Source organism: Arthrobacter sp. zg-Y919 (genome assembly GCF_030142045.1).
In the GTDB taxonomy this organism is placed as follows: Bacteria; Actinomycetota; Actinomycetes; order Actinomycetales; family Micrococcaceae; genus Arthrobacter_B.
Genome location: NZ_CP126242.1, coordinates 306,560 through 325,417, shown reverse-complemented (window position 1 = coordinate 325,417; position 18,858 = coordinate 306,560). Strand labels below are relative to the sequence as shown.

At 64.8% G+C, this 18,858-nt stretch carries 16 protein-coding genes; 8 read left to right on the top strand and 8 right to left on the bottom strand.

The genetic code is table 11. The annotated features are described in order from the left end of the window. Positions 1-18: 18 nt before the first annotated feature. Positions 19-1,293 carry a tRNA guanosine(34) transglycosylase Tgt gene (gene tgt, locus QNO10_RS01610; RefSeq protein WP_229951138.1) on the top strand — a complete coding sequence of 425 codons (1,275 nt, stop codon included), beginning with the start codon at positions 19-21 and terminating at the stop codon, positions 1,291-1,293. A 44-nt stretch (positions 1,294-1,337) separates the two neighbouring features. On the opposite strand, the gene QNO10_RS01605 is transcribed toward tgt, so the two are convergent. Both QNO10_RS01605 and QNO10_RS01600 read right to left on the bottom strand, forming a co-directional pair. After that, positions 1,338-1,547 carry a hypothetical protein gene (locus tag QNO10_RS01605; protein ID WP_229951140.1) on the bottom strand — a complete coding sequence of 70 codons (210 nt, stop codon included), beginning with the start codon at positions 1,545-1,547 and terminating at the stop codon, positions 1,338-1,340. Between the two features lie 304 nt (positions 1,548-1,851). Then, positions 1,852-2,592 carry a queuosine precursor transporter gene (locus QNO10_RS01600; RefSeq protein ID WP_229951142.1) on the bottom strand — a complete coding sequence of 247 codons (741 nt, stop codon included), beginning with the start codon at positions 2,590-2,592 and terminating at the stop codon, positions 1,852-1,854. Between the two features lie 138 nt (positions 2,593-2,730). On the opposite strand from QNO10_RS01600, the gene QNO10_RS01595 reads away from it, so the two are divergent. From QNO10_RS01595 to QNO10_RS01585, 3 genes are all read left to right on the top strand, one after another. After that, on the top strand, positions 2,731-3,453 hold the full coding sequence (locus QNO10_RS01595; RefSeq protein WP_229951144.1) for a TetR/AcrR family transcriptional regulator: 723 nt from the start codon (positions 2,731-2,733) through the stop codon (positions 3,451-3,453). A gap of 80 nt (positions 3,454-3,533) precedes the next feature. After that, positions 3,534-4,379, top strand: a complete 846-nt coding sequence (gene thiD / locus QNO10_RS01590) for a bifunctional hydroxymethylpyrimidine kinase/phosphomethylpyrimidine kinase (protein ID WP_229951146.1) — start codon at positions 3,534-3,536, stop codon at positions 4,377-4,379. 414 nt (positions 4,380-4,793) lie between these two features. After that, positions 4,794-8,735, top strand: coding sequence for a S8 family peptidase (locus QNO10_RS01585; RefSeq protein ID WP_229951148.1), 3,942 nt, complete (start codon positions 4,794-4,796; stop codon positions 8,733-8,735). A gap of 80 nt (positions 8,736-8,815) precedes the next feature. Here the strand turns inward: QNO10_RS01585 and QNO10_RS01580 are convergent, their stop codons facing one another. From QNO10_RS01580 to QNO10_RS01565, 4 genes are all read right to left on the bottom strand, one after another. Continuing rightward, the gene (locus QNO10_RS01580; RefSeq protein WP_229951150.1) at positions 8,816-9,703 is read right to left on the bottom strand and encodes a DNA-formamidopyrimidine glycosylase family protein; all 888 of its coding nucleotides are present in this window, start codon (positions 9,701-9,703) and stop codon (positions 8,816-8,818) included. A gap of 84 nt (positions 9,704-9,787) precedes the next feature. Beyond that, on the bottom strand, positions 9,788-10,702 hold the full coding sequence (locus tag QNO10_RS01575; protein ID WP_229951152.1) for an RNA polymerase sigma-70 factor: 915 nt from the start codon (positions 10,700-10,702) through the stop codon (positions 9,788-9,790). A gap of 117 nt (positions 10,703-10,819) precedes the next feature. After that, positions 10,820-11,203 carry a DoxX family protein gene (locus QNO10_RS01570; protein WP_229951154.1) on the bottom strand — a complete coding sequence of 128 codons (384 nt, stop codon included), beginning with the start codon at positions 11,201-11,203 and terminating at the stop codon, positions 10,820-10,822. Between the two features lie 80 nt (positions 11,204-11,283). Next, positions 11,284-12,783 carry a helix-turn-helix transcriptional regulator gene (locus tag QNO10_RS01565; protein WP_229951156.1) on the bottom strand — a complete coding sequence of 500 codons (1,500 nt, stop codon included), beginning with the start codon at positions 12,781-12,783 and terminating at the stop codon, positions 11,284-11,286. Between the two features lie 142 nt (positions 12,784-12,925). Here QNO10_RS01565 and aceA point away from each other — a divergent pair, with 142 nt between their 5' ends. From aceA to QNO10_RS01550, 3 genes are all read left to right on the top strand, one after another. Beyond that, the gene (gene aceA, locus QNO10_RS01560; RefSeq protein ID WP_229951158.1) at positions 12,926-14,224 is read left to right on the top strand and encodes an isocitrate lyase; all 1,299 of its coding nucleotides are present in this window, start codon (positions 12,926-12,928) and stop codon (positions 14,222-14,224) included. Between the two features lie 132 nt (positions 14,225-14,356). After that, positions 14,357-15,988: a malate synthase A gene (gene aceB / locus QNO10_RS01555; RefSeq protein WP_229951167.1), complete on the top strand. Its 1,632-nt coding sequence runs from the start codon at positions 14,357-14,359 to the stop codon at positions 15,986-15,988. Between the two features lie 127 nt (positions 15,989-16,115). Then, positions 16,116-16,823, top strand: a complete 708-nt coding sequence (locus tag QNO10_RS01550) for a DsbA family oxidoreductase (RefSeq protein WP_229951169.1) — start codon at positions 16,116-16,118, stop codon at positions 16,821-16,823. A gap of 19 nt (positions 16,824-16,842) precedes the next feature. On the opposite strand, the gene QNO10_RS01545 is transcribed toward QNO10_RS01550, so the two are convergent. After that, the gene (locus tag QNO10_RS01545; RefSeq protein WP_229951170.1) at positions 16,843-17,526 is read right to left on the bottom strand and encodes a LytR C-terminal domain-containing protein; all 684 of its coding nucleotides are present in this window, start codon (positions 17,524-17,526) and stop codon (positions 16,843-16,845) included. Continuing rightward, positions 17,519-17,818, bottom strand: a complete 300-nt coding sequence (locus QNO10_RS01540) for a type II toxin-antitoxin system VapB family antitoxin (protein WP_229951172.1) — start codon at positions 17,816-17,818, stop codon at positions 17,519-17,521. The genes QNO10_RS01545 and QNO10_RS01540 overlap by 8 nt, the downstream gene beginning before the upstream one ends. A gap of 104 nt (positions 17,819-17,922) precedes the next feature. Here QNO10_RS01540 and QNO10_RS01535 point away from each other — a divergent pair, with 104 nt between their 5' ends. Continuing rightward, the gene (locus QNO10_RS01535; protein ID WP_229951362.1) at positions 17,923-18,858 is read left to right on the top strand and encodes a Cof-type HAD-IIB family hydrolase; all 936 of its coding nucleotides are present in this window, start codon (positions 17,923-17,925) and stop codon (positions 18,856-18,858) included.

The window sequence follows — 18,858 nt, the reverse complement described above, 5'->3', positions numbered from 1 at the left end:
GTAGGGCAAAATGGAGGGGTGTCTTCCTCAGCCTTTTCCTTCACCCTCGGTAAGCGCCTGCGCGAAACCGCCCCTGCAGCGGCCGAACAGCGGGTCGAGGCGAACGGCGGCGGTTTCCAGGGCCGCACCGGAACCATCTCCACGCCACACGGTGAAATTCAGACCCCGGCGTTTATTGCGGTGGGCACCAAGGCCACCGTCAAGGCTGTGCTGCCCGAATCCGTAGCGGATCTGGGCGCCCAGGCGGTGCTGGCGAACGCCTACCACCTGTACCTGCAGCCCGGTCCGGACATCCTGGACGAGGCCGGCGGCCTGGGGAAGTTCATGAACTGGTCCGGCCCCACCTTCACCGACTCGGGCGGATTCCAGGTCATGAGCCTGGGCGCCGGGTTCAAGAAGGTCATCAACATGAATGCCGACGGCACCACGCATGCCACCGGCGCGGATGACGACGTCGCGCCCGGCAAGGAGCGCCTGGCGCACATCGACGACGACGGCGTCTGGTTCAAGTCCCACCTCAACGGGGACAAGCACCGCTTCAGTCCGGAAATTTCGATGCAGGTGCAGCACAAGATTGGTGCGGACATCATGTTCGCCTTTGATGAGCTGACTACACTCATGAATTCCCGCGGCTACCAGGAAATGTCCCTGGAACGGACCCGGCTCTGGGCGCTGCGGTGCCTCGCGGAGCACCAGCGGCTGACCGAGGAACGCGCCGGCAAGCCGTACCAGGCCCTGTTTGGGGTGCTGCAGGGCGCACAGTACGAGGACCTGCGCCGGAAAGCGGCCCGGGACCTGGGTGCCATGGACTTTGACGGATTCGGTTTGGGCGGTGCCTTCGAAAAGGAAAACCTGGGCACTATCGTCCGCTGGTGCACGGAGGAGCTTCCGGAGAATAAGCCGCGCCACCTGCTGGGAATTTCCGAGCCGGATGACATCTTTACGGCCATCGAAAACGGAGCCGACACCTTTGACTGTGTTTCTCCTACGCGGGTGGCCCGCAATTCCGCGTTCTACACACCGTACGGCCGCAAGAACCTGTCCAACGCCAAGTTCAAGCGGGACTTCGGGCCGTTGGTTGACGGCTGCGATTGCTACACCTGCACCCATTACACGCGCGCCTATATCCAGCACCTGTTCAAGGCCAACGAGATGGTCAGCCACACGCTGATTTCCATCCACAACGAACGCTTCACCGTGAAACTCGTGGATGATGCCCGGCTGTCCATCGACGACGGGACGTTCTTCGACTTCAAGGCAGAGGTGCTGGGCAAGTACTACAGCGGTAAGTAACTGGACCTACCGCTGCAGTACTGCCCGGACCTGCTGCAGAAGGGTTAGGAATTGTCCGGCTTGGCCTGAGTCTCTTCGTCGACTTCCAGCGCTTCCTGCGAGTCCCGCTCTTCGTCACCTGGTTTCGAGTCAGCCTGCTGTGCATCCTCAACCATTGCCCGTGTGACAGCGTCGTTGAATTCGTCCGCGGTTCCGGCAAGGTTTTCATCCACTGCCTTGGCACCGGGGTTCGAAACTGGTTCCTGATTGCTCATCTTGTCTCCTGCCGTACGGGAAAGTGAAACGCGTGCGTTCCCCAACCCTTGCACACCTGGCCGGGGATTTCGCCCGGCCTGGGCGGCGGATCCCGCACCGCAGGGCCCCCTCGGGCAGTCCCGACACTCCAAAAACCGACCGGTTTGAGAAACTACTGCCAGTTTGGGTTTTTGCTGCTGTCCTGCACGGCAGCAAAATCCCGAAATGGCAGCGGATGTACAAACCGGCAGCGGAAACCCCCGGCGAATGGCCGGCCTACCGGCGTCGGCAACGGCAGCTGCCGGCCCAAGCCCGCCGGAGAACCTAGTGCCCGGCAGCCACAGGCTCCAGACCGGCCGGCACGTACGTGGGTTCGCGCTTCTTGATGGCCCGGATCACCATCGCGGTGACCGGCACAAAGAGGTACTCGATCAGCGTCTTGTAGAGGAAGCCGAAAAGTACATAGTTGAAGAACCCGCCGGCGTCGGTAATGCCGATCACCGGAGCGGCTATGGCGCAAAAGATGAGGGTGTCGGCAAACTCGCCCACTCCGGTGGAGACCATCAGGCGTCCGGCCAGGGCCTTCTCCCGGAACCGCTCCTTCATCCGCACCAGCACCAGGGAGTTCAGCATCTGCCCCGCGAGGAACCCCAGCAGGCTGGCCAGGACAATCTGCCAAACCGGTCCCAACGCCGCTTCCAGGGCGGCCTGCTTTTCCATGCCGTAGGCGTCATTGAACCCCGGCAGCGCAATGATCACCGCAAAACTCACGACGGCGAGCAGCGCCATGGTGAACCCGGCAAAGATCGCGCGCCGGGCGGCTTTGAAGCCGTACACCTCGCTGACCACGTCGCCCAGAATGTAGGCGAGTGGAAAGAGGAAAAAGCCTCCGTCGGTGACAATCTCCCAGCCGCCTGGAAGGGCGAACTGCACACCCTTGGTGGCACCGATATTTGAAATGACAATGACCACGCACATCAAAGTGAGGATCAGGTCATAGTGGGAGCTCCCGCGGGAGGCGTAAATTGCAGCGGTTTTTCCTGCTGCCCGTGGCTGTACGTCCATGGCATTTTCCGTTCCGGTAGTGGTTCGCCTGGCTGTCGCCGGCTGTATTAGCACTTGCCCGCTGCCCCGGGCGGCCCACGTGGGCCGCATCCATTGTGCCACGACCGGCCGGAACCAGTGATGCCCATGTTTTTGAACATGTTCAAAAACATGGTCTACTGGACCCTGAAAACACTGCAAAAGGGAGCAACATTGGCCGTCACCGTCAAGAGCGAACAGACGCGCCGGCTCCTCATCGATACGGCACTTCGCCTCTTCGCCGCCCAGGGCTTCGAAAAGACCACCATGCGGGCCATCGCACTGGAAGCGAATGTCTCCGTGGGCAACGCCTATTACTACTTCCGTTCCAAGGATGACCTCATCCATGAGCTGTACCGGTTCCTGCAGGACGAGCATCGTTCCCGGGCCCTGCCGCTGATCCGTGAGGGCCACAACTTGGGCGAGAACCTCTCGGCCATCCTGTCCACGGGCCTGACGACGATGGAGCCGTACCACGCCTTTGGTGTGCATTTCCTGCGGGACGCCATGGCACCGGACCGCAGGGAAGATGCCGCCGTCGGGCGTGGCAAGTCCATCGCGATGTTCCGCCAGGCCGTCGCCACTGCCCGGCCGCAGCCGCCCGTGGCAATCCGCACAGACCTGCCCGAACTGCTGTGGCTGATGTACATGGGCATCACGTTCTTCTGGGTGTATGACCGTTCGCCGGGGCAGCGCCGGTCCCACCGCCTGGCTGCCGGGGTGGCGCCGCTGGTGGCCAAGCTCGTGATCCTGTCCCGTCTTCCCGTGGTCCGGAACATCGTGGAGGACGTAGTCCACGTGCTCCGCGGCGTCCGCCGGGACGGGGAGCCCGCAGCGAAGTGAGCCGGTACGACGACGGCGCGCCGTAACAGCGCGTCTTGCAAGGGTGGCCCGTTCCGGGGCTTTGGGTGGAAGATGGACCCATGTCTGCAAACACATCCTCCTCTGCGGCCTCAGCACCGGCCGTCACGCTCACCATCGCCGGCTCTGAAGCCACCGGCGGCGCCGGCGCCCAGGCCGACCTGAAGACCTTCCAGGAACTGGGTGTCTACGGCATCACCGCCCTGACCTGCATTGTGTCCTTCGATCCGAAGGACTCGTGGAACCACCGCTTCGTTCCCGTTGACCCGCAGGTCATCACCGACCAGCTCGAAGCCATCATGACCGCCTATGACCTGGACACGGTCAAGATCGGCATGCTCGGCACCCCCGCAACCATCGACGTCGTGGCCAAGGCCCTGCAGGACCATGACTGGAAGAACCTGGTCCTGGACCCCGTGCTGATTTGCAAGGGCCAGGAACCCGGTGCCGCGCTGGACACCGACAAGGCACTCAAGGCCCAGATCCTTCCCCTGGCCACCTTCGTCACCCCCAACCACTTCGAATCCATGTCCCTGTCCGGCATGGACTCCATCGAGACCGTTGAGGAGCTCAAGGAAGCGGCCCGCCGCATCCATGAAGCCAGCGGCGCAGTGGTTCTGGCCAAGGGCGGCGTCCGGCTGGAAGGTGCCGACGCTGTCGATGTCTTCTACGACGGCGAAACCATGGAGGTCCTGCGCGCACCCAAGGTGGGCGAGGTAGCCGTCAGCGGTGCGGGCTGCACGCTGGCCGCAGCCATCACCGCCGAACTGGGCAAGGGCGCAACCCCGCTCGAAGCAGCCAGGACCGCCAAGGCGTTCGTCACCGAGGGAATCCGGAACCGCGTTTCCTCCAATGCTCCGTTCGATGCCCTGTGGCAGGGCAACGCGGGACAGGGTCCGGCACTGTAACTTCCTCGAGCGCGAGCCGGGCACGAGCCCGAGATCCGCAGAACCTTCAGAAGGAGCCTCCCGGCAACGGGACGGCTCCTTCTGTGTTGGTCCGTCTGTACTGATCCTTCGGTGGTTGAACACACCTCAGCAATTAGCGTGAATCTACCCCGGCAGGCGAGGAAAACTACAGGCAGTCTTCCTGAAAAACAATGGTCCAGCGCGTAATTGGCACCAAAAAACCCCAACCTATGCACCACACGATTGGTCCTCTATTGTGACCCTACGGCTGCTTGGTTTGGGGGCCGTTACGTGCACGCTGACGCTCCCCGCGGGGGTTGGAGGCACAACGGAAAACCTGCCGCGTGTGTCAGCAGCCGTGCAACTGTCTCCTGGACGTGCCGGTAGCGCTCGGTGGAACGTTCAAGGAGCCCAATGTCCAGTCATTACAAACCCGGCGCGGTCCTCACTGCCGCATTCGCCGGAATCGCACTTACAGCGAGCCTGGGCCTACCGGCCCAGGCTACCGAGGCACCAGTCAGCGGCACCTCACTGGCCGAGGGCATCTCGGTCCAGCGGTTCGCCGAACAAAAAGTCTCCACCAGCCTGCGGGATGCCTCCGGCCAGGTGTCCGTCTACGTGCAGTTCACCGGCGAGGGCGCCTTTGAACAAACGCAGCCGGACGCAGTCAAGGACGGTAAAGCGGAGCCCGTGGTGAACAAGCCGCTGGTCGAGGAGATCCGCGGCAACATCACGTCCCAGGCCGAGTCCGTAGCGGCGGAAGCGGATGCGAGCACGCTTTACACCACCACCAATACACTTCCCGGCACCGCCATCGTGGGCGACGCTGCGGCCATCCGCGAGCTGGCCGGACGCGCTGACGTCGTCCGGATCACCAAGATCGTTCCAAAACACATCGACAACAGGGGTGCGGATATTGACACCCGTGCACTGAACACCTGGGTGGAGCGAAACCAGGCCGGCGAAGGCATCACCATCGCTGTCCTGGACACCGGCATCGACTATACCCACAGCGATTTCGGCGGCCCCGGAACCGTTGAGGCTTACCAGGCCGCCCAGGCGTCCCCAGCCATCCCCTCTGCAGCAAGCGGCCTGCTTGACCCGGAGAAGTTCATCGGCGGCTACGACCTCGTCGGCGATGACTACAATGCCACCTCCACTGACCCCACGTACCAGCCTGTTCCGCGGCCGGACCTGAATCCGCTCGACTGCGAGGGGCACGGCACCCACGTCGCCGGAACCGCTGCCGGCTACGGCACCAACGATGACGGTTCCACCTTCCGTGGCGACTACTCCACGCTCACGGCGGAACAGGTCAATTCGATGCGGATCGGTCCCGGGTCAGCGCCCGAGGCCCAGCTCGTAAGCCTCCGGGTCTTCGGCTGCAGCGGCTCCTCCGAGGTCGTCGGACAAGCCCTGGACTATGTGCTGGACCCCAACGGCGACGGTGATTTCTCCGACCGTGCCCAGGTAGTGAACATGTCCTTGGGCACCGACTACTCACCGGTCGACGATCCCGATAACGACATTGTTAACAAACTCACCGAGCAGGGCATCCTTTCCGTCGTCGCCGCGGGCAACGCCGGGGATGTGTACGACGTCGGTGGGTCCCCGGGCAACGCGAAGTCGGCTTTGAGCGTAGCCAGCACCATCGGTACCCAGGTCGCCCTGGACCGAGCGGATGTCCTCGCGCCTGCCGAGCTGGCCGGACGCGCTGCAGGGCAGTACTCGGCCAACTTCAACTACTCGGACCCGGCGGTCACCGAAGCGCAGCTCACCGGCAACGTTGTTATGGCCCCGGCGGACAACCGCTTTGGCTGCAACGCTTTCCCCGCCGGCTCTCTGACCGGTAAGTGGGTCTGGCTCCAGTGGGAGGATAACGGGGCGTTCCCCTGCGGGTCGGGTGTCCGTTTCAACAACGCCCAGACCGCCGGTGCAACCGGTGTGGTGCTGGATTCCCCGCGTTCGGTCTTTGACGCAGGCATCGCCGGCAACACCACCATCCCCGGAATCCAGTTGAATGCGGCGTCCTCGGATCTGCTGCGTCCGGCTGCGTCGGCGGGAACCCTCACCCTTCGTCTATCCTCGGCCTACCGGGCCACCATCAGCGCCCCGTCGGGTGCCGGCGATACCGCCAGCCCGTTCACCTCACGTGGGGTGCACGGTTCAAATGGCATCGTCAAGCCCGACGTCGCGGCACCGGGTTCCTCCATCGGTTCGGCCGCCGTCGGGTCCGGTACCGGTGCAGCAGTCAGCAGCGGAACCTCCATGGCTACCCCGCATGTGGCTGGTATTGCCGCCTTGGTTTACGCGGCTACGGACTTGAACCCGTACGAGGTCAAGACGGCCATCATGAATACCGCCACGCACGACGTGCTTGCTGCGGGTGGTGCCGTGCAGGGTCCCAACCGGGTCGGTGCGGGACGTGTTGATGCCCTCGATGCGCTGGACAATAAGGTCCTTGCCTATGCAACAGAGGATCAGGCACTGACCAGCGTCAACTTTGGGGTGCTGGAACTTGGCAAGGAAGCCCTGGTGCTGACCCGTCAGGTCACCGTGGAAAACAAGTCAGACCGGCCGGTGGCGTACAACGTCAGTTACCTGCAGGCGTCCGCAATGCCCGGCGTCGTCGTGAGCACCACCCCCTCGGTGAGTGTTCCCGCCAATGGCAAGGCCACAGTGGACGTGACGTTGAGCATTTCCGATCCGGCGGCGCTGACCAAGACCATGGATCCGGCTGCTGCTACTGAGCAGCTGGGCCTGTATCGGCAGTTCCTGGCCGATGTTTCCGGCCGGGTGCAGTTTGCCGGCACCGGTACGCCCACGCTGCGGGTTCCGGTTTACTCAGCCCCGAAGCCGACCTCGGATATGAGTGCCGGCAAGGAAATCGCCTTCGCCGACTCCGAGGCATTGGCGAGCACGGTCACCCTGGAGGGCCGCGAGCTGAACCAAGGTGCGGGCGCTTCGCGCTACCTCTCGCTGGTTTCTCCCCTGGTCCTGGGCGCGCAGAGCCCGCGGTTGGATTCCGTGAAGATGGATTCCATGTACGCCATGGACCTGCAGGCAGTGGGCGCCTCGTCTACTGTTCCAACGGTGAAGGCTGCCGGCGGGAACCTGCAGAACTCCTTGGTGAACTTCGGTGTGAGCACCTGGGCCAACTGGCCGATTCTTAGCGGTGCGGCCGAGATCGACGTGGAAATCGATACCAACGGTGACTCGGTTCCGGACTTTGTCACTTTCACCACCCGGGCTGCCGACCTGGACCTGGTGCTGGTTTCGACCTACCGGTTGAACCCGGACGGCACGGCCACGCTGGTGGACCAGACCGGCGCCAACGGCGTCCTGGGCAATACCGATAGCAACACGTTCGACACCAACGCGGTCACGCTGCCGGTTTCGGCCGCGGCGCTGGGCCTGGACGTCAACGCCGTCTCGGCGCCGCTCCGCTACCGGGTGAGCACGTGGCACCCCTACAACGCGGACGAGCAGGGCAACAGTGTTCCCGTCGACACCACCGAGTACATCGCCTTCGATGCCGCCAACCCGGCACTGACCTTCACCGGCGCCACCCCGGACAGCCTGTTCGCGGATGTCGACGGCGGCCAGATCGATGTCACCCGCAGCGCGGGAACCACCGATGCCAAGGCACTGTTCCTGCACCTGCACAACGCCACCGGGGATCTGAGCGGTACAAACGGCGACGGCGGCAAGGCCGAAGTGGTGCCGATCAAGGTACCGGCTAAGGCAGTTCCGACGCCTACGCCGACGCCCAGCCCCACGGCAACGCCCAAGCCCACGCCGAGCCCCACGGCAACGCCCAAGCCCACGCCGAGCCCCACGGCAACGCCCAAGCCCACGCCGAGCCCCACGGCAACGCCCAAGCCCACGCCGAGCCCGACGGCAACGCCGAAGCCCACGGCAACACCTAAGCCGACAGCGACGCCCAAACCGACACCGGCCAACCCGGTCAGTGCCGTCAGTAAGTGTTCAGGTTCGGGTGCCGAGATTGCCGTGACGGTCAAGAACACCGGAACCCGGGAAGCCGACGTCGTGGTGAAGTCGAGCTACGGCACCGCGTCGGTTCGGAACCTGGCTCCGGGCAAGAGCAAGTCTGTAGTTATCAAGACCCGCCAGTCCTCCATCAAGGCCGGCGACGTCACTGCGAGCTACACCTTCACCGGCAAGGGCAAGGTCGAAAAGGCCAGCTACAAGGCCTCCTTCAAGGCCCAGAAGTGCAAGGGCGGCCATGACCACGGTGACAACCGGGGCGATGGACGCGGCGATGGTCGCGGAGACGGCCACGGTGACAACCGGGGTGACGGTCGAGGTGACGGCCACGGCGGTGGCCGCGGCTAGAACCTAGTGCCGCACTAGGAAACCGCACTCGATAAAGCTGTAGGCCCCGGAGGAATCCGGGGCCTACAGCCGTTCCGGACCTACTTCAGCAGCCGGGACATCCTCCGGTCGGCCAGGAGCTTGCCGCCGGTCTGGCACGTGGGGCAGTACTGCAGCGAGGAATCGGCAAAGGCCACCTCACGGACGGTATCCCCGCAGACCGGGCAGGGCTCCCCGGTCCGTGCATGCACCCGCATGGCCTGCCGCTTGGAATCCTTCAGCTCCGCCGCCGGACGCCCGGACGCGTTGCTGATTGCAGAGTCCAGGACAGCGCCCATCGCTTCGAACAGCCGGTCCACCTCGCCGGCGTCGAGCTTGGCCCCGATGGCGAACGGGGACAGATGCGCCGCATGCAGGATCTCGTCACTGTAGGCATTGCCGATCCCCGCGATGACCGACTGGTCCCGCAGCAGTCCCTTGACCTGGCCACGGTGTGCGCCGACCAGCGCAGCGAAGGTGTCGGCGCCGACGTCGAGCGCTTCCGGACCGAGCCGGGCAACCCCCGGAACGTCCGCAGGGTCCCGGACCACGTACACCGCCAGTGATTTCCGCGTTCCCGCTTCGGTCAGGTCAAAGCCGGGCTCGGCACCGCCGTCGCCGGAGGCCGCAAACCGCACCCGCAGGGCCATCGGTCCCTTGCCCGGGCGCAGCCGGCCCGGTTTCAGCGCATCCGACCAACGGAGCCAGCCGGCCTTGGCCAAATGCATCACCAGGTGCACCCCGCCGACCGTGAGGACCAGGAACTTGCCCCGCCGCTCGACGTCGGACACCGGCCCCGCGTACAGCTCCTCCACGGGCACCGCCGCGGTTTTCAGCACGGGAAAAGACAGCACTTCAACCTCCGAAATCACCGCAGCGGGTGCATCGGGCGGCAGCAGCTTGGACCGCAGGAAGTCGACGAGTCCCTGCACCTCGGGCATCTCAGGCATGCCCTCACCCTAGGCGAAACCAAAACCCTGAACCAGCACCCATCCGGGACCGCAATCCAGCCGGCAGTCCACCCCGCTGGTGGCTCAGTTCCCCATCGCTCGTACTTCACGATTGAGTTCCCAGGCGTCCGCTACTGCTCCCAGATGCCGTAGCTTGTCGGGATTGATGACCGAGCGGATCGCCTGGATCCGCCCATCGAGCACGTCAAGCACCACCGTGGTGAGCACCCGCCCATCCCGGTCACGGACTATCGCACCGGGCTGCCGATTGATCTCGTGCTGCTCGATGGTGATGTCCAGCCGAACCATGCGGGGGAAAACCGAGGCCAGCAGGCGGGCCACATTTGCTGCACCGATGATCGCGCGGGCCAGCTGCGGGGCGTTGCCGCCGCCGTCGCCGACCATCGACACGTCCGCGGCGAGCACTTTCTGCAGGCCGGCGAGGTCACCGTCACGGAGGGCATCAAAGAACCGCGACGCCAGTTCGGAATGCTCGGTTCGGTCCGCCGCGAAACGCGTCCTGCCTGCTGCCATGTGGTCCCGCGCCCGCACCGCCAGTTGGCGGCAGGCTGCCTCCGACCGCCCAACCGCAGAGGCGACCTCCGGGTACCCGAAGTCGAAGACCTCCCGCAGGACGAAGACCGCACGTTCCAGCGGACTGAGGCGTTCCAGCAGCAGCAGCGACGCCAGTGACACCGAATCGGCAAGCTCAGCAGCCCGCGCCGGATCCTCATACGGATCGTCGACCAGCGGTTCGGGAAACCAGGTGCCGACGTATTCCTCCCGCTGGACCCGTGCCGAACGCAGCACATCGATCGAGCTCCGGGTCACCGCGGTTGAAAGGAAAGACTTCGGAGAGCGGGGCTCCCCCGGGTAAGCCTCGAACCGCAGCCACGTATTCTGCAGCACGTCCTCTGCCTCGCTCACGCTGCCCAGAATGCGGTAGGCAATCGAAAACAGCAGCGGCCGTAACGCCAGGAACTCTTCGGTCCGGCCCACCGGGATACCTCTTTCCGTGGGCGGTGCCGCCCACAGCCGGGCGGCACCGCTGGTGTGACCACCACCCTCGGCGATGGGTCAACGACTTTCAAGCCCCGCAGCAGTCCCGGGCTCCGCTCACGCGGCAAAAGACCCGGGCCCCAGCCGGCCCCACGCGATGAAGGCGGCAAGTGCCAAATACACCAGATTGACCAGCATCAACGGGGTTTCGCTGCGCCGGCCGTGCGTAATCATCGCGCCGATCATAAGCAGGACCCAGCAGATAGCCGTCACCGGCACCAGAAAGGGTGCAACCCCGGAGACAGCAGGCAGGATCAGGCCCGCCGCAGCCATGACTTCGAGGACACCAAGGGTCTTGACGAAGCCGCCACTGACATCGGCAGCCCATCCCCCACCCTTGCTTGCAGCGAGTTTCTCCCTGGGAACGAGTAGTTTGAGCAGTCCGCTGGCAAGGGCTACAGCCGCCAGCAGCGCAGTGGCAATCCACAGTATGAGGTTCATCGTCCACTCCTTGATGAGGAAATACCTACATCAGAGTGACGAAACAGGCGCTGCGCCTGTGACATGCCTGCGGTGTAGCGCTACCCCGCCGAATGCGCCTGCAGGAACGAGTACACCTCGGTCTCGTCCACCCCGGGGAACGCCCCGGGCGGCAGCGCCGCCAACAGGTGCGAGTGCGCGCGGGCGCTCGGCCAGGCGTACCCGGACCACTCGGAGGCCAGCTCACCGGGAGGCGTGCGGCAGCAGTCCGGATCCGGGCAGCGGGATTTGGACCGCTCGGTGGTGTCCCGGCCCCGGAACCACTTCACGTGCTGGTACGGCACGCCGATGCTGAGCGAAAACTTGCCCGCCGAACCGCGTTCAATCCGGGCCGTGCACCAGTACGTACCTGCCGGAGTATCGGTGTACTGGTTGAACGCGCTGAACTGGTCGGGCACGGAAAAGACTTCCCGCGATGTCCAGTACCGGCAGATCGGCTGGCCCTCGATGGCGCCGGTATGGTCGGCCGGGAACGTCACGCCGTCATTCTCATAGGCCTTGTAGACAATCCCGCTCTCGTGCACCTTCTGGAAATGGGTGGGAATGCCCAGATGCTGGGTGGCAAGGTTGGTGAACCGGTGCGCGGCCGTTTCATAGGAGACCGCAAAGGCATCCCGGATGTCCTCCACCGCAATTTCCTTGGCAGCCTTGGCCCGCTGCAGGAACTCCACCGTCGCCTTCTCCGGCAGCAGCAGCGCAGCGGCAAAGTAGTTCGTGGCTACCCGCTGGCCCAGGAACTCGCCGTAGCTGCGCGGCGTCTGGTGCTGGAGCACGTAATGCCCCAGCGCCTGCAGCAGCACCGAACGCGGGTCATGGTCCGAACGCTGCGACTGGGTGAGGTAGATCCGCCGGTTCTTCAGGTCGGTGACGGATCGGGTGGAATGCGGCAGGTCATTCACATGGTGCAGGGTGAAGCCCAGGTGCGCCGCAATATCCGCGATCACATGCTGGGACAGCGGACCGGAGGTGTGCCCCACCGAATCGAGCACCTTCTGCGCCTCGGCCTCGTATTCGGGGAAGTAATTGTTGCGCTCCCGCATCATGGCCCGCAGTTCACCGTTGGCCCGGCGGGCCTCCTCGGGGGTGGCCACCTGCTCGTTGAGCCGGTGTTCCAACTCGGCCTGCAGCCCCACCAGGGATTCGAGGACGTCGATCGGCAGCCGTGAACCGATCCGCACCTTCGGCAGGCCAAGGGAAGCATAGAGCGGTCCCCGCTGCGCCCGCTCCAGTTCGATTTCCAGTGCAGCGCGCCGACTGGGCGGCTCCGACCCCAGCAGTGAATCGATGCTGACGTCCAGGGCAGCAGCCAATGCCTGCATCATGCCGAGCTTGGGTTCACGTTTTCCATTCTCGATCAGGGACAGCTGGGAGGCGACCGTTCCGACGGCGGCCCCCAGGTCATCGAGCGTCATGCCCTTGGCTTTGCGCAGGTGCCGGACCCGGCGGCCGAGACTGATCACATCCAGGGTGCTGTCGGCGTCGGGCGCCGATCCGTCCTTTCGGGGGGTCGGAGCGGGCCGGTTCCATGTAGTAGGCGTCACATTTTCACGATACGCGAAGAACTGCGTTTCTTTCCATAGAAAAACCCTAGAAGAGGGGTTGTTGTTGGCACAGGCTTAGTGCACAGCAGGAAATTCCGGTTGAAGCGGCCGGGACGAATGAATGAATTCAAGGAGATTTGCAATGAGCCAGGACCAGAACACCGCCCCCACCGCAGAGCAGCTCACCTCGGACTGGGAGAACAACCCCCGCTGGGACGGCATTGAGCGCGACTACACCGCTGACGACGTCGTCAAGCTGCGCGGCCGTGTCCAGGAAGAGCACACGCTGGCCCGCCGCGGCGCCGAAAAGCTCTGGGACCAGCTGAGCAATGCCGGCGATGAGGGCTACACCAACGCCTTGGGCGCCCTCACCGGCAACCAGGCCGTGCAGCAGGTCAAGGCCGGACTGAAGGCCATTTATCTCTCCGGCTGGCAGGTCGCCGCCGATGCCAACAACTCCGGCCACACCTACCCGGACCAGTCCCTGTACCCGGCCAACTCGGTTCCCACCGTGGTCCGCCGCATCAACAACGCGCTGCTGCGCGCCGACCAGATCGAGTTCGCCGAAGGCATCCAGAGCGTGGACGACTACATGGTCCCGATCGTGGCCGACGCCGAAGCCGGCTTTGGTGGCCCGCTCAACGCCTACGAGCTCATGAAGTCCATGATCCAGTCCGGCGCCTCGGGCGTTCACTGGGAAGACCAGCTCGCCTCGGAGAAGAAGTGCGGCCACCTCGGCGGCAAGGTCCTGATCCCCACCAGCCAGCACATCCGCACCCTCAACGCCGCCCGCCTCGCGGCCGACGTCGCCGGCACCCCCACCGTGGTGATTGCCCGCACCGACGCCGAGGCCGCCACGCTGATCACGTCCGACGTCGACGAACGTGACCAGGAATTCATCACCGGCGAGCGCACCGCGGAAGGCTTCTACAAGGTCCGCAACGGCATCGAACCCTGCATCGCCCGGGCCAAGGCCTACGCACCGTACTCAGACCTCATCTGGATGGAAACCGGCACCCCGGACCTGGAACTGGCCCGCAAGTTCTCCGAAGCTGTCCGCTCCGAGTTCCCCGACCAGATGCTGGCCTACAACTGCTCGCCGTCGTTCAACTGGAAGAAGCACCTGGACGACGACACCATCGCCAAGTTCCAGCGCGAACTCGGTGCCATGGGCTTCAAGTTCCAGTTCATCACCCTGGCCGGCTTCCACGCCCTGAACTACTCCATGTTCGATCTGGCCCACGGCTACGCCCGCAACGGCATGAGCGCCTACGTGGAACTGCAGGAGAAGGAATTCGCTTCCGAATCCCGCGGCTACACCGCCACGAAGCACCAGCGCGAGGTGGGCACCGGCTACTTCGATGCCATCGCCACCGCGCTGAACCCGAACGGCAGCACCCTGGCCCTGGCCGGCTCCACCGAGTCCGCCCAGTTCCACTAAACCCGGGCTCCACTAAACCCGCGGCTCCCGCTTGCTGCACCGCATCGCTCACTGCACCCCGGTGCTGCGGGGCCGGCTCGACCGGCCCCGCAGCACCACCCCCAGTTTTGAAAGACCCCAAGGAGAAACGCCATGAATGACCCGATCACCCTGAACGGTATTTCCCTGACCGCCCCGGTAGTACGGCGCCAGGAGGAAATCCTCACCCCGCAGGCATTGGACTTCGTCAAGGCACTGCACCGGGCCACCACCACCCGTCGGCAGGAACTCCTTCAGCAGCGCCAGGCGCGCCGCCAGCAGATCTCCAACGGCGCCGATCCGACCTTCCTCCCGGAGACCCGCGGCATCCGCGAGGACAGCTCCTGGCGGGTGGCTCCGACCGCCCCCGGGCTGGAGGACCGTCGGGTGGAAATCACCGGACCGGTCGACCGGAAGATGACCATCAATGCCCTGAACTCCGGTGCCAAGGTGTGGCTGGCCGACATGGAGGACTCCTCCACGCCGTCGTGGTCCAACGTCATCAACGGCCAGTTGAACCTGCGCGACGCCCTGGACCGCCGCATCGACTTCACCTCTCCGGAAGGCAAGGAGTACCGGGTACAGGGAGCTTCCCTGACGGACCTGCCCACCATCGTGGTGCGCCCCCGCGGCTGGCACCTGCCGGAAAAGCACATGCTGGTGGACAACACCCCGATCGCCGGCGGCCTCGTCGACTTCGGACTGTACTTCTTCCACAACGCCCAGCGCCTGATCTCGCAGGGACGCGGCCCGTACTTCTACCTGCCCAAGATTGAAAACCACCTCGAGGCCCGGCTGTGGAACGACATCTTCGTCCTGGCGCAGGACCTGCTGGGTATTCCGCAGGGAACCATCCGCGCCACGGTGCTCATCGAGACCATCACCGCCGCTTTTGAGATGGAGGAGATCCTCTACGAACTGCGGGACCATGCCGCCGGGCTGAATGCCGGCCGCTGGGACTACATCTTCTCGGTGATCAAGAACTTCCGTACCCGCGGACCCCGGTTCGTGTTGCCGGACCGGAACATGGTGACCATGACCGCGCCGTTTATGCGTTCCTACACCGAGCAGCTGGTGCGTGCCTGCCACCGCCGGGGTGCCCACGCCATCGGCGGTATGGCAGCCTTCATTCCCAACCGCAAGGACGCCGCAGCCAACGACATCGCGATGGAGAAGGTGCGCGCCGACAAGACCCGCGAAGCCGGCGACGGCTTCGACGGTTCCTGGGTGGCCCACCCGGACCTGGTGCCGGTGGCGATGGAGGTGTTCGACGGCGTACTCGGCGAGCGCCCGAACCAGCTGGAGAAGACCCGCGAGGATGTGGTGCCCAGCGACAAGGCACTGCTGGACATCGCCTCCACCCCGGGGGTCATTACCGAGGCCGGTATCCGCAGCAACATCGAGGTGGGCATCCGCTACATCGAGTCCTGGCTGCGCGGCAACGGTGCGGCTGCCATCAACAACCTGATGGAAGACGCCGCCACCGCGGAAATCTCCCGCTCGCAGATCTGGCAGTGGATCCACTGCTCGGCTGTGACCGACGAGGGTGACCTGGTGACGCACCAGTGGGTCGAGGAGCTGCTCGAAGAAGAGTTCGCCCGGCTGCAGCGTTTCGACGGGGACCGTTTCGACGATGCCCGTGAACTTTTTGAGGAAGTAGCCTGCGGGGAACACTTCCCGACCTTCCTCACCGTGCCTGCCTATGCCCGCTTCCTGCATGAATCACAGGAGCTGGCACCGGCATAACCCCTGGGGGGAGGGGAACTGCGGATACCGCTTCAGTATCCGCAGCGGCAAGGACCGGAAACCATGACCGTTCGCTTTTTCAAGCAGCGCGGGAATGGCTTTCGGTCCTTTTCGCGTTGCACCGGATATGAAGATTGATATCTGGTCCGACATTGCCTGCCCGTGGTGCTTCATCGGCAAGCGCCGCTTCGAGACCGCGCTCGCCCGCTTTCCGCACCGGGACGAGGTGGAGGTCCGCTGGCACAGCTTCCAGCTGGACCCGTCCCTGCCACAACACTTTGACGGCACCGAGGTCCAGTACCTCAGCGAGCGCAAGGGCATCGATCCTCAGCAGCTCGCCGGGATGCTGGATGAGGTGACGGTCCAGGCTGCCGGCGAAGGCCTGTCCTATGACTACGACTCCCTCGTCGTGGCCAACAGCTTCTCCGCGCACCGGCTGATCCATCTGGCCAAGGCCGAGGGCGGGCTCAAGGCCGCCGACGCCGCCAAGGAAGCCCTGCTTTCGGCCCACTTCGAGAAGGGTATGGACATCGGGGCGGCGGCGGACCTGGTGCAGATCGGCACCTCGGTCGGCCTGGACGCAGACCGCGTGACGGGCATGTTGGCTTCCGATGAATACGCCGATGACGTCAACGCCGACATTGCGCAGGCGCGTTCCCTGGGCATCAGCGGTGTGCCGTTCTTCGTGCTCGATGACAAGTACGGCATTTCCGGTGCCCAGCCCGCCGATCTGTTCACCTCCGCGCTGGAACAGGCCTGGCAGGAATCCCACCCGCTGATCAGCCTCACGCCGGAGTCAGTGGATGGACCTGCCTGCGGACCCGACGGCTGCTAAGCACTGAAAGGACACCGTGCTACTGGCCAGCCGGCGCCGGCGTTTCGGACTGCGGGCAGCTGAGTGCACCCGGGCCGGCTGCGGCTGCCTGCTCCGCCGGCGCCAGCTCCGAGAACCCGGAACCGATCACCACGTCCACGGACCCGTCCGTGCGCTCGTCGCGAACGTATTGAGTGTCCGGAATGTGCTGCTGCAGCGTGTAGGCGGCCGCGAAGCCGGAAGGTCCGGACAGGACCAGCGCGGTCATCTCGGAGCGGTTCACACTGCTGTTCCCCACCCTGTCCACGCGGAAGCCGCGCTGGTTTAGGGCATCCCCGACGATTCCCGCCAGACCCGGGTTCGCCGTCGCGTTGTACACGTTCACCTCCACTGCGGCGGTGTCCAGATACGGAAAAGGCCCGGCTGGACATTCGTCCACCGGACCTGCTGAGGTACTGGGCGCCGCCGCTGGCAGCCGCACCCACCCCGAAATCAAACCCTGCGCCAGGGTCCCTGCCACCAGCAGGAGGAGAACCAGAAATGCAACCACCGAGTTATGCAGCCGACGGCGCCGTTTCGCACGCCGAACCAGCTCCGGCTCCTCGGTCGGTGCGAACACCGCCCCAAGGTCCCCGCCGGTGACAATCCGGTGCCCGTGCCATTCCCTCGGATCGTTCCTGGCAGAGTACCCGCCGGGATCCCCGTCCGGGGGCTGGTTAGTCATCGAGGACCAGCACGCGGGCGTGCAGAATGGTCCGCTGGTGCAATGCCGTCCTTACGGCCCGGTGAAGTCCGTCTTCGAGGTACATGGTGCCCTTCCATTGGACGACGTGCGGGAACAGGTCTCCGAAAAAGGTGGAATCCTCGGCCAGCAGAGCGCCGAGGTCCAGCGTGCCCTTCGTGGTCACCAGTTCATCCAGGCGAACCTGCCGGGGAGGTACAGCCGCCCAGTCCTTCGGTGTTACATATCCATGGTCAGGGTAGGGGCGTACGTCGCCAACAGCTTTGAAGATCACTAGTACAGAGTAGAGAACATCCGCATCCAAAGAAACAGCGACGCTCGGGCGCGGCGCAGGCAAAACCCCGGATTAAGCCGCATCCGGTGCTGCGGTCCCCCAAAATGCGGTCCTGGCGGCAGAGACGGGATACTGGGGAGGTGAACACCTCTGCTCCCCGAATCGGTCTCCTGCTCGACGTCGACGGTCCCGTGGCCAGCCCCGTCTCCCGCAGCGTCCGCCCCTCCATCATCCGGAACCTCGTCACCCTGGCAACTGCGGGCTGGCCGGTCATTTTCAACACCGGACGCTCCGATGCCTTCATCCGGGAGCAGGTGATGCAGCCGATGATGGCTGCCGGCCTGCCGGAGGGGGTGCGGCTGCACGCGGTCTGTGAGAAGGGCGCGGTCTGGTTCTCCTTCGACCGCACCGGAGCGGGCCAGCCGCAGGTGGACCCGGATCTAAAGGTCCCCGGCGACTATGCCGAAACCATCCGCGGCCTGGTCGCGGCCAAGTACTCCGGGACCATGTTCTTTGACGAGACCAAGCTGGCCATGGTGTCAGTGGAGCAGCACGTGCGGGTGGACAACGCCGACTACCTCACGGACCAGCGCCGCTTCGACGCCGACGCGCTGGAGCAGATGTCCCTGGCGGGGATGGGCGCCCAGCGGCTGGAGCACGCGATCCCGGATGCCCGCGGAACCGTGGCTTTCCGGATTGACCCCACCATCATCTCCACGGACATTGAAGCCCTGGGAGTCGGCAAGGACCTGGGCGCCCGCCGCGCGCTGTCACTGCTCGAAGCGGAAGGCACGCCGATTCCGCGGATCTGGCGCACGGTCGGCGACTCCCGCACCGACTACGCAATGGCGGACGAACTGCACACCCAGGGTTACGACGTCGCGCACGTGGACGTACGGCCGGCGGACGGCGTGCCAACCGTGCCGTATCCGGTGCTCACGGCCGGGTCGCTGATCCACGACGACGCCGGCGCTGCCTACTTTGAGCGCTGGGTGGCCATGGCTTCCGGGGAAGCGACGGACGACGCCGTCGTCGTCTAG

Coding starts and splice junctions, on each gene's coding strand:
- QNO10_RS01585 (WP_229951148.1), top strand. CDS start 4,794: ATGTCCAGTCATTACAAACCCGGCGCGGTCCTCACTGCCGCATTCGCC.
- QNO10_RS01595 (WP_229951144.1), top strand. CDS start 2,731: ATGTTCAAAAACATGGTCTACTGGACCCTGAAAACACTGCAAAAGGGA.
- QNO10_RS01535 (WP_229951362.1), top strand. CDS start 17,923: ATGCGGTCCTGGCGGCAGAGACGGGATACTGGGGAGGTGAACACCTCT.
- aceA (WP_229951158.1), top strand. CDS start 12,926: ATGAGCCAGGACCAGAACACCGCCCCCACCGCAGAGCAGCTCACCTCG.
- QNO10_RS01605 (WP_229951140.1), bottom strand. CDS start 1,547: ATGAGCAATCAGGAACCAGTTTCGAACCCCGGTGCCAAGGCAGTGGAT.
- QNO10_RS01600 (WP_229951142.1), bottom strand. CDS start 2,592: ATGGACGTACAGCCACGGGCAGCAGGAAAAACCGCTGCAATTTACGCC.
- QNO10_RS01550 (WP_229951169.1), top strand. CDS start 16,116: ATGAAGATTGATATCTGGTCCGACATTGCCTGCCCGTGGTGCTTCATC.
- QNO10_RS01545 (WP_229951170.1), bottom strand. CDS start 17,526: ATGACTAACCAGCCCCCGGACGGGGATCCCGGCGGGTACTCTGCCAGG.
- aceB (WP_229951167.1), top strand. CDS start 14,357: ATGAATGACCCGATCACCCTGAACGGTATTTCCCTGACCGCCCCGGTA.
- QNO10_RS01580 (WP_229951150.1), bottom strand. CDS start 9,703: ATGCCTGAGATGCCCGAGGTGCAGGGACTCGTCGACTTCCTGCGGTCC.
- thiD (WP_229951146.1), top strand. CDS start 3,534: ATGTCTGCAAACACATCCTCCTCTGCGGCCTCAGCACCGGCCGTCACG.
- QNO10_RS01570 (WP_229951154.1), bottom strand. CDS start 11,203: ATGAACCTCATACTGTGGATTGCCACTGCGCTGCTGGCGGCTGTAGCC.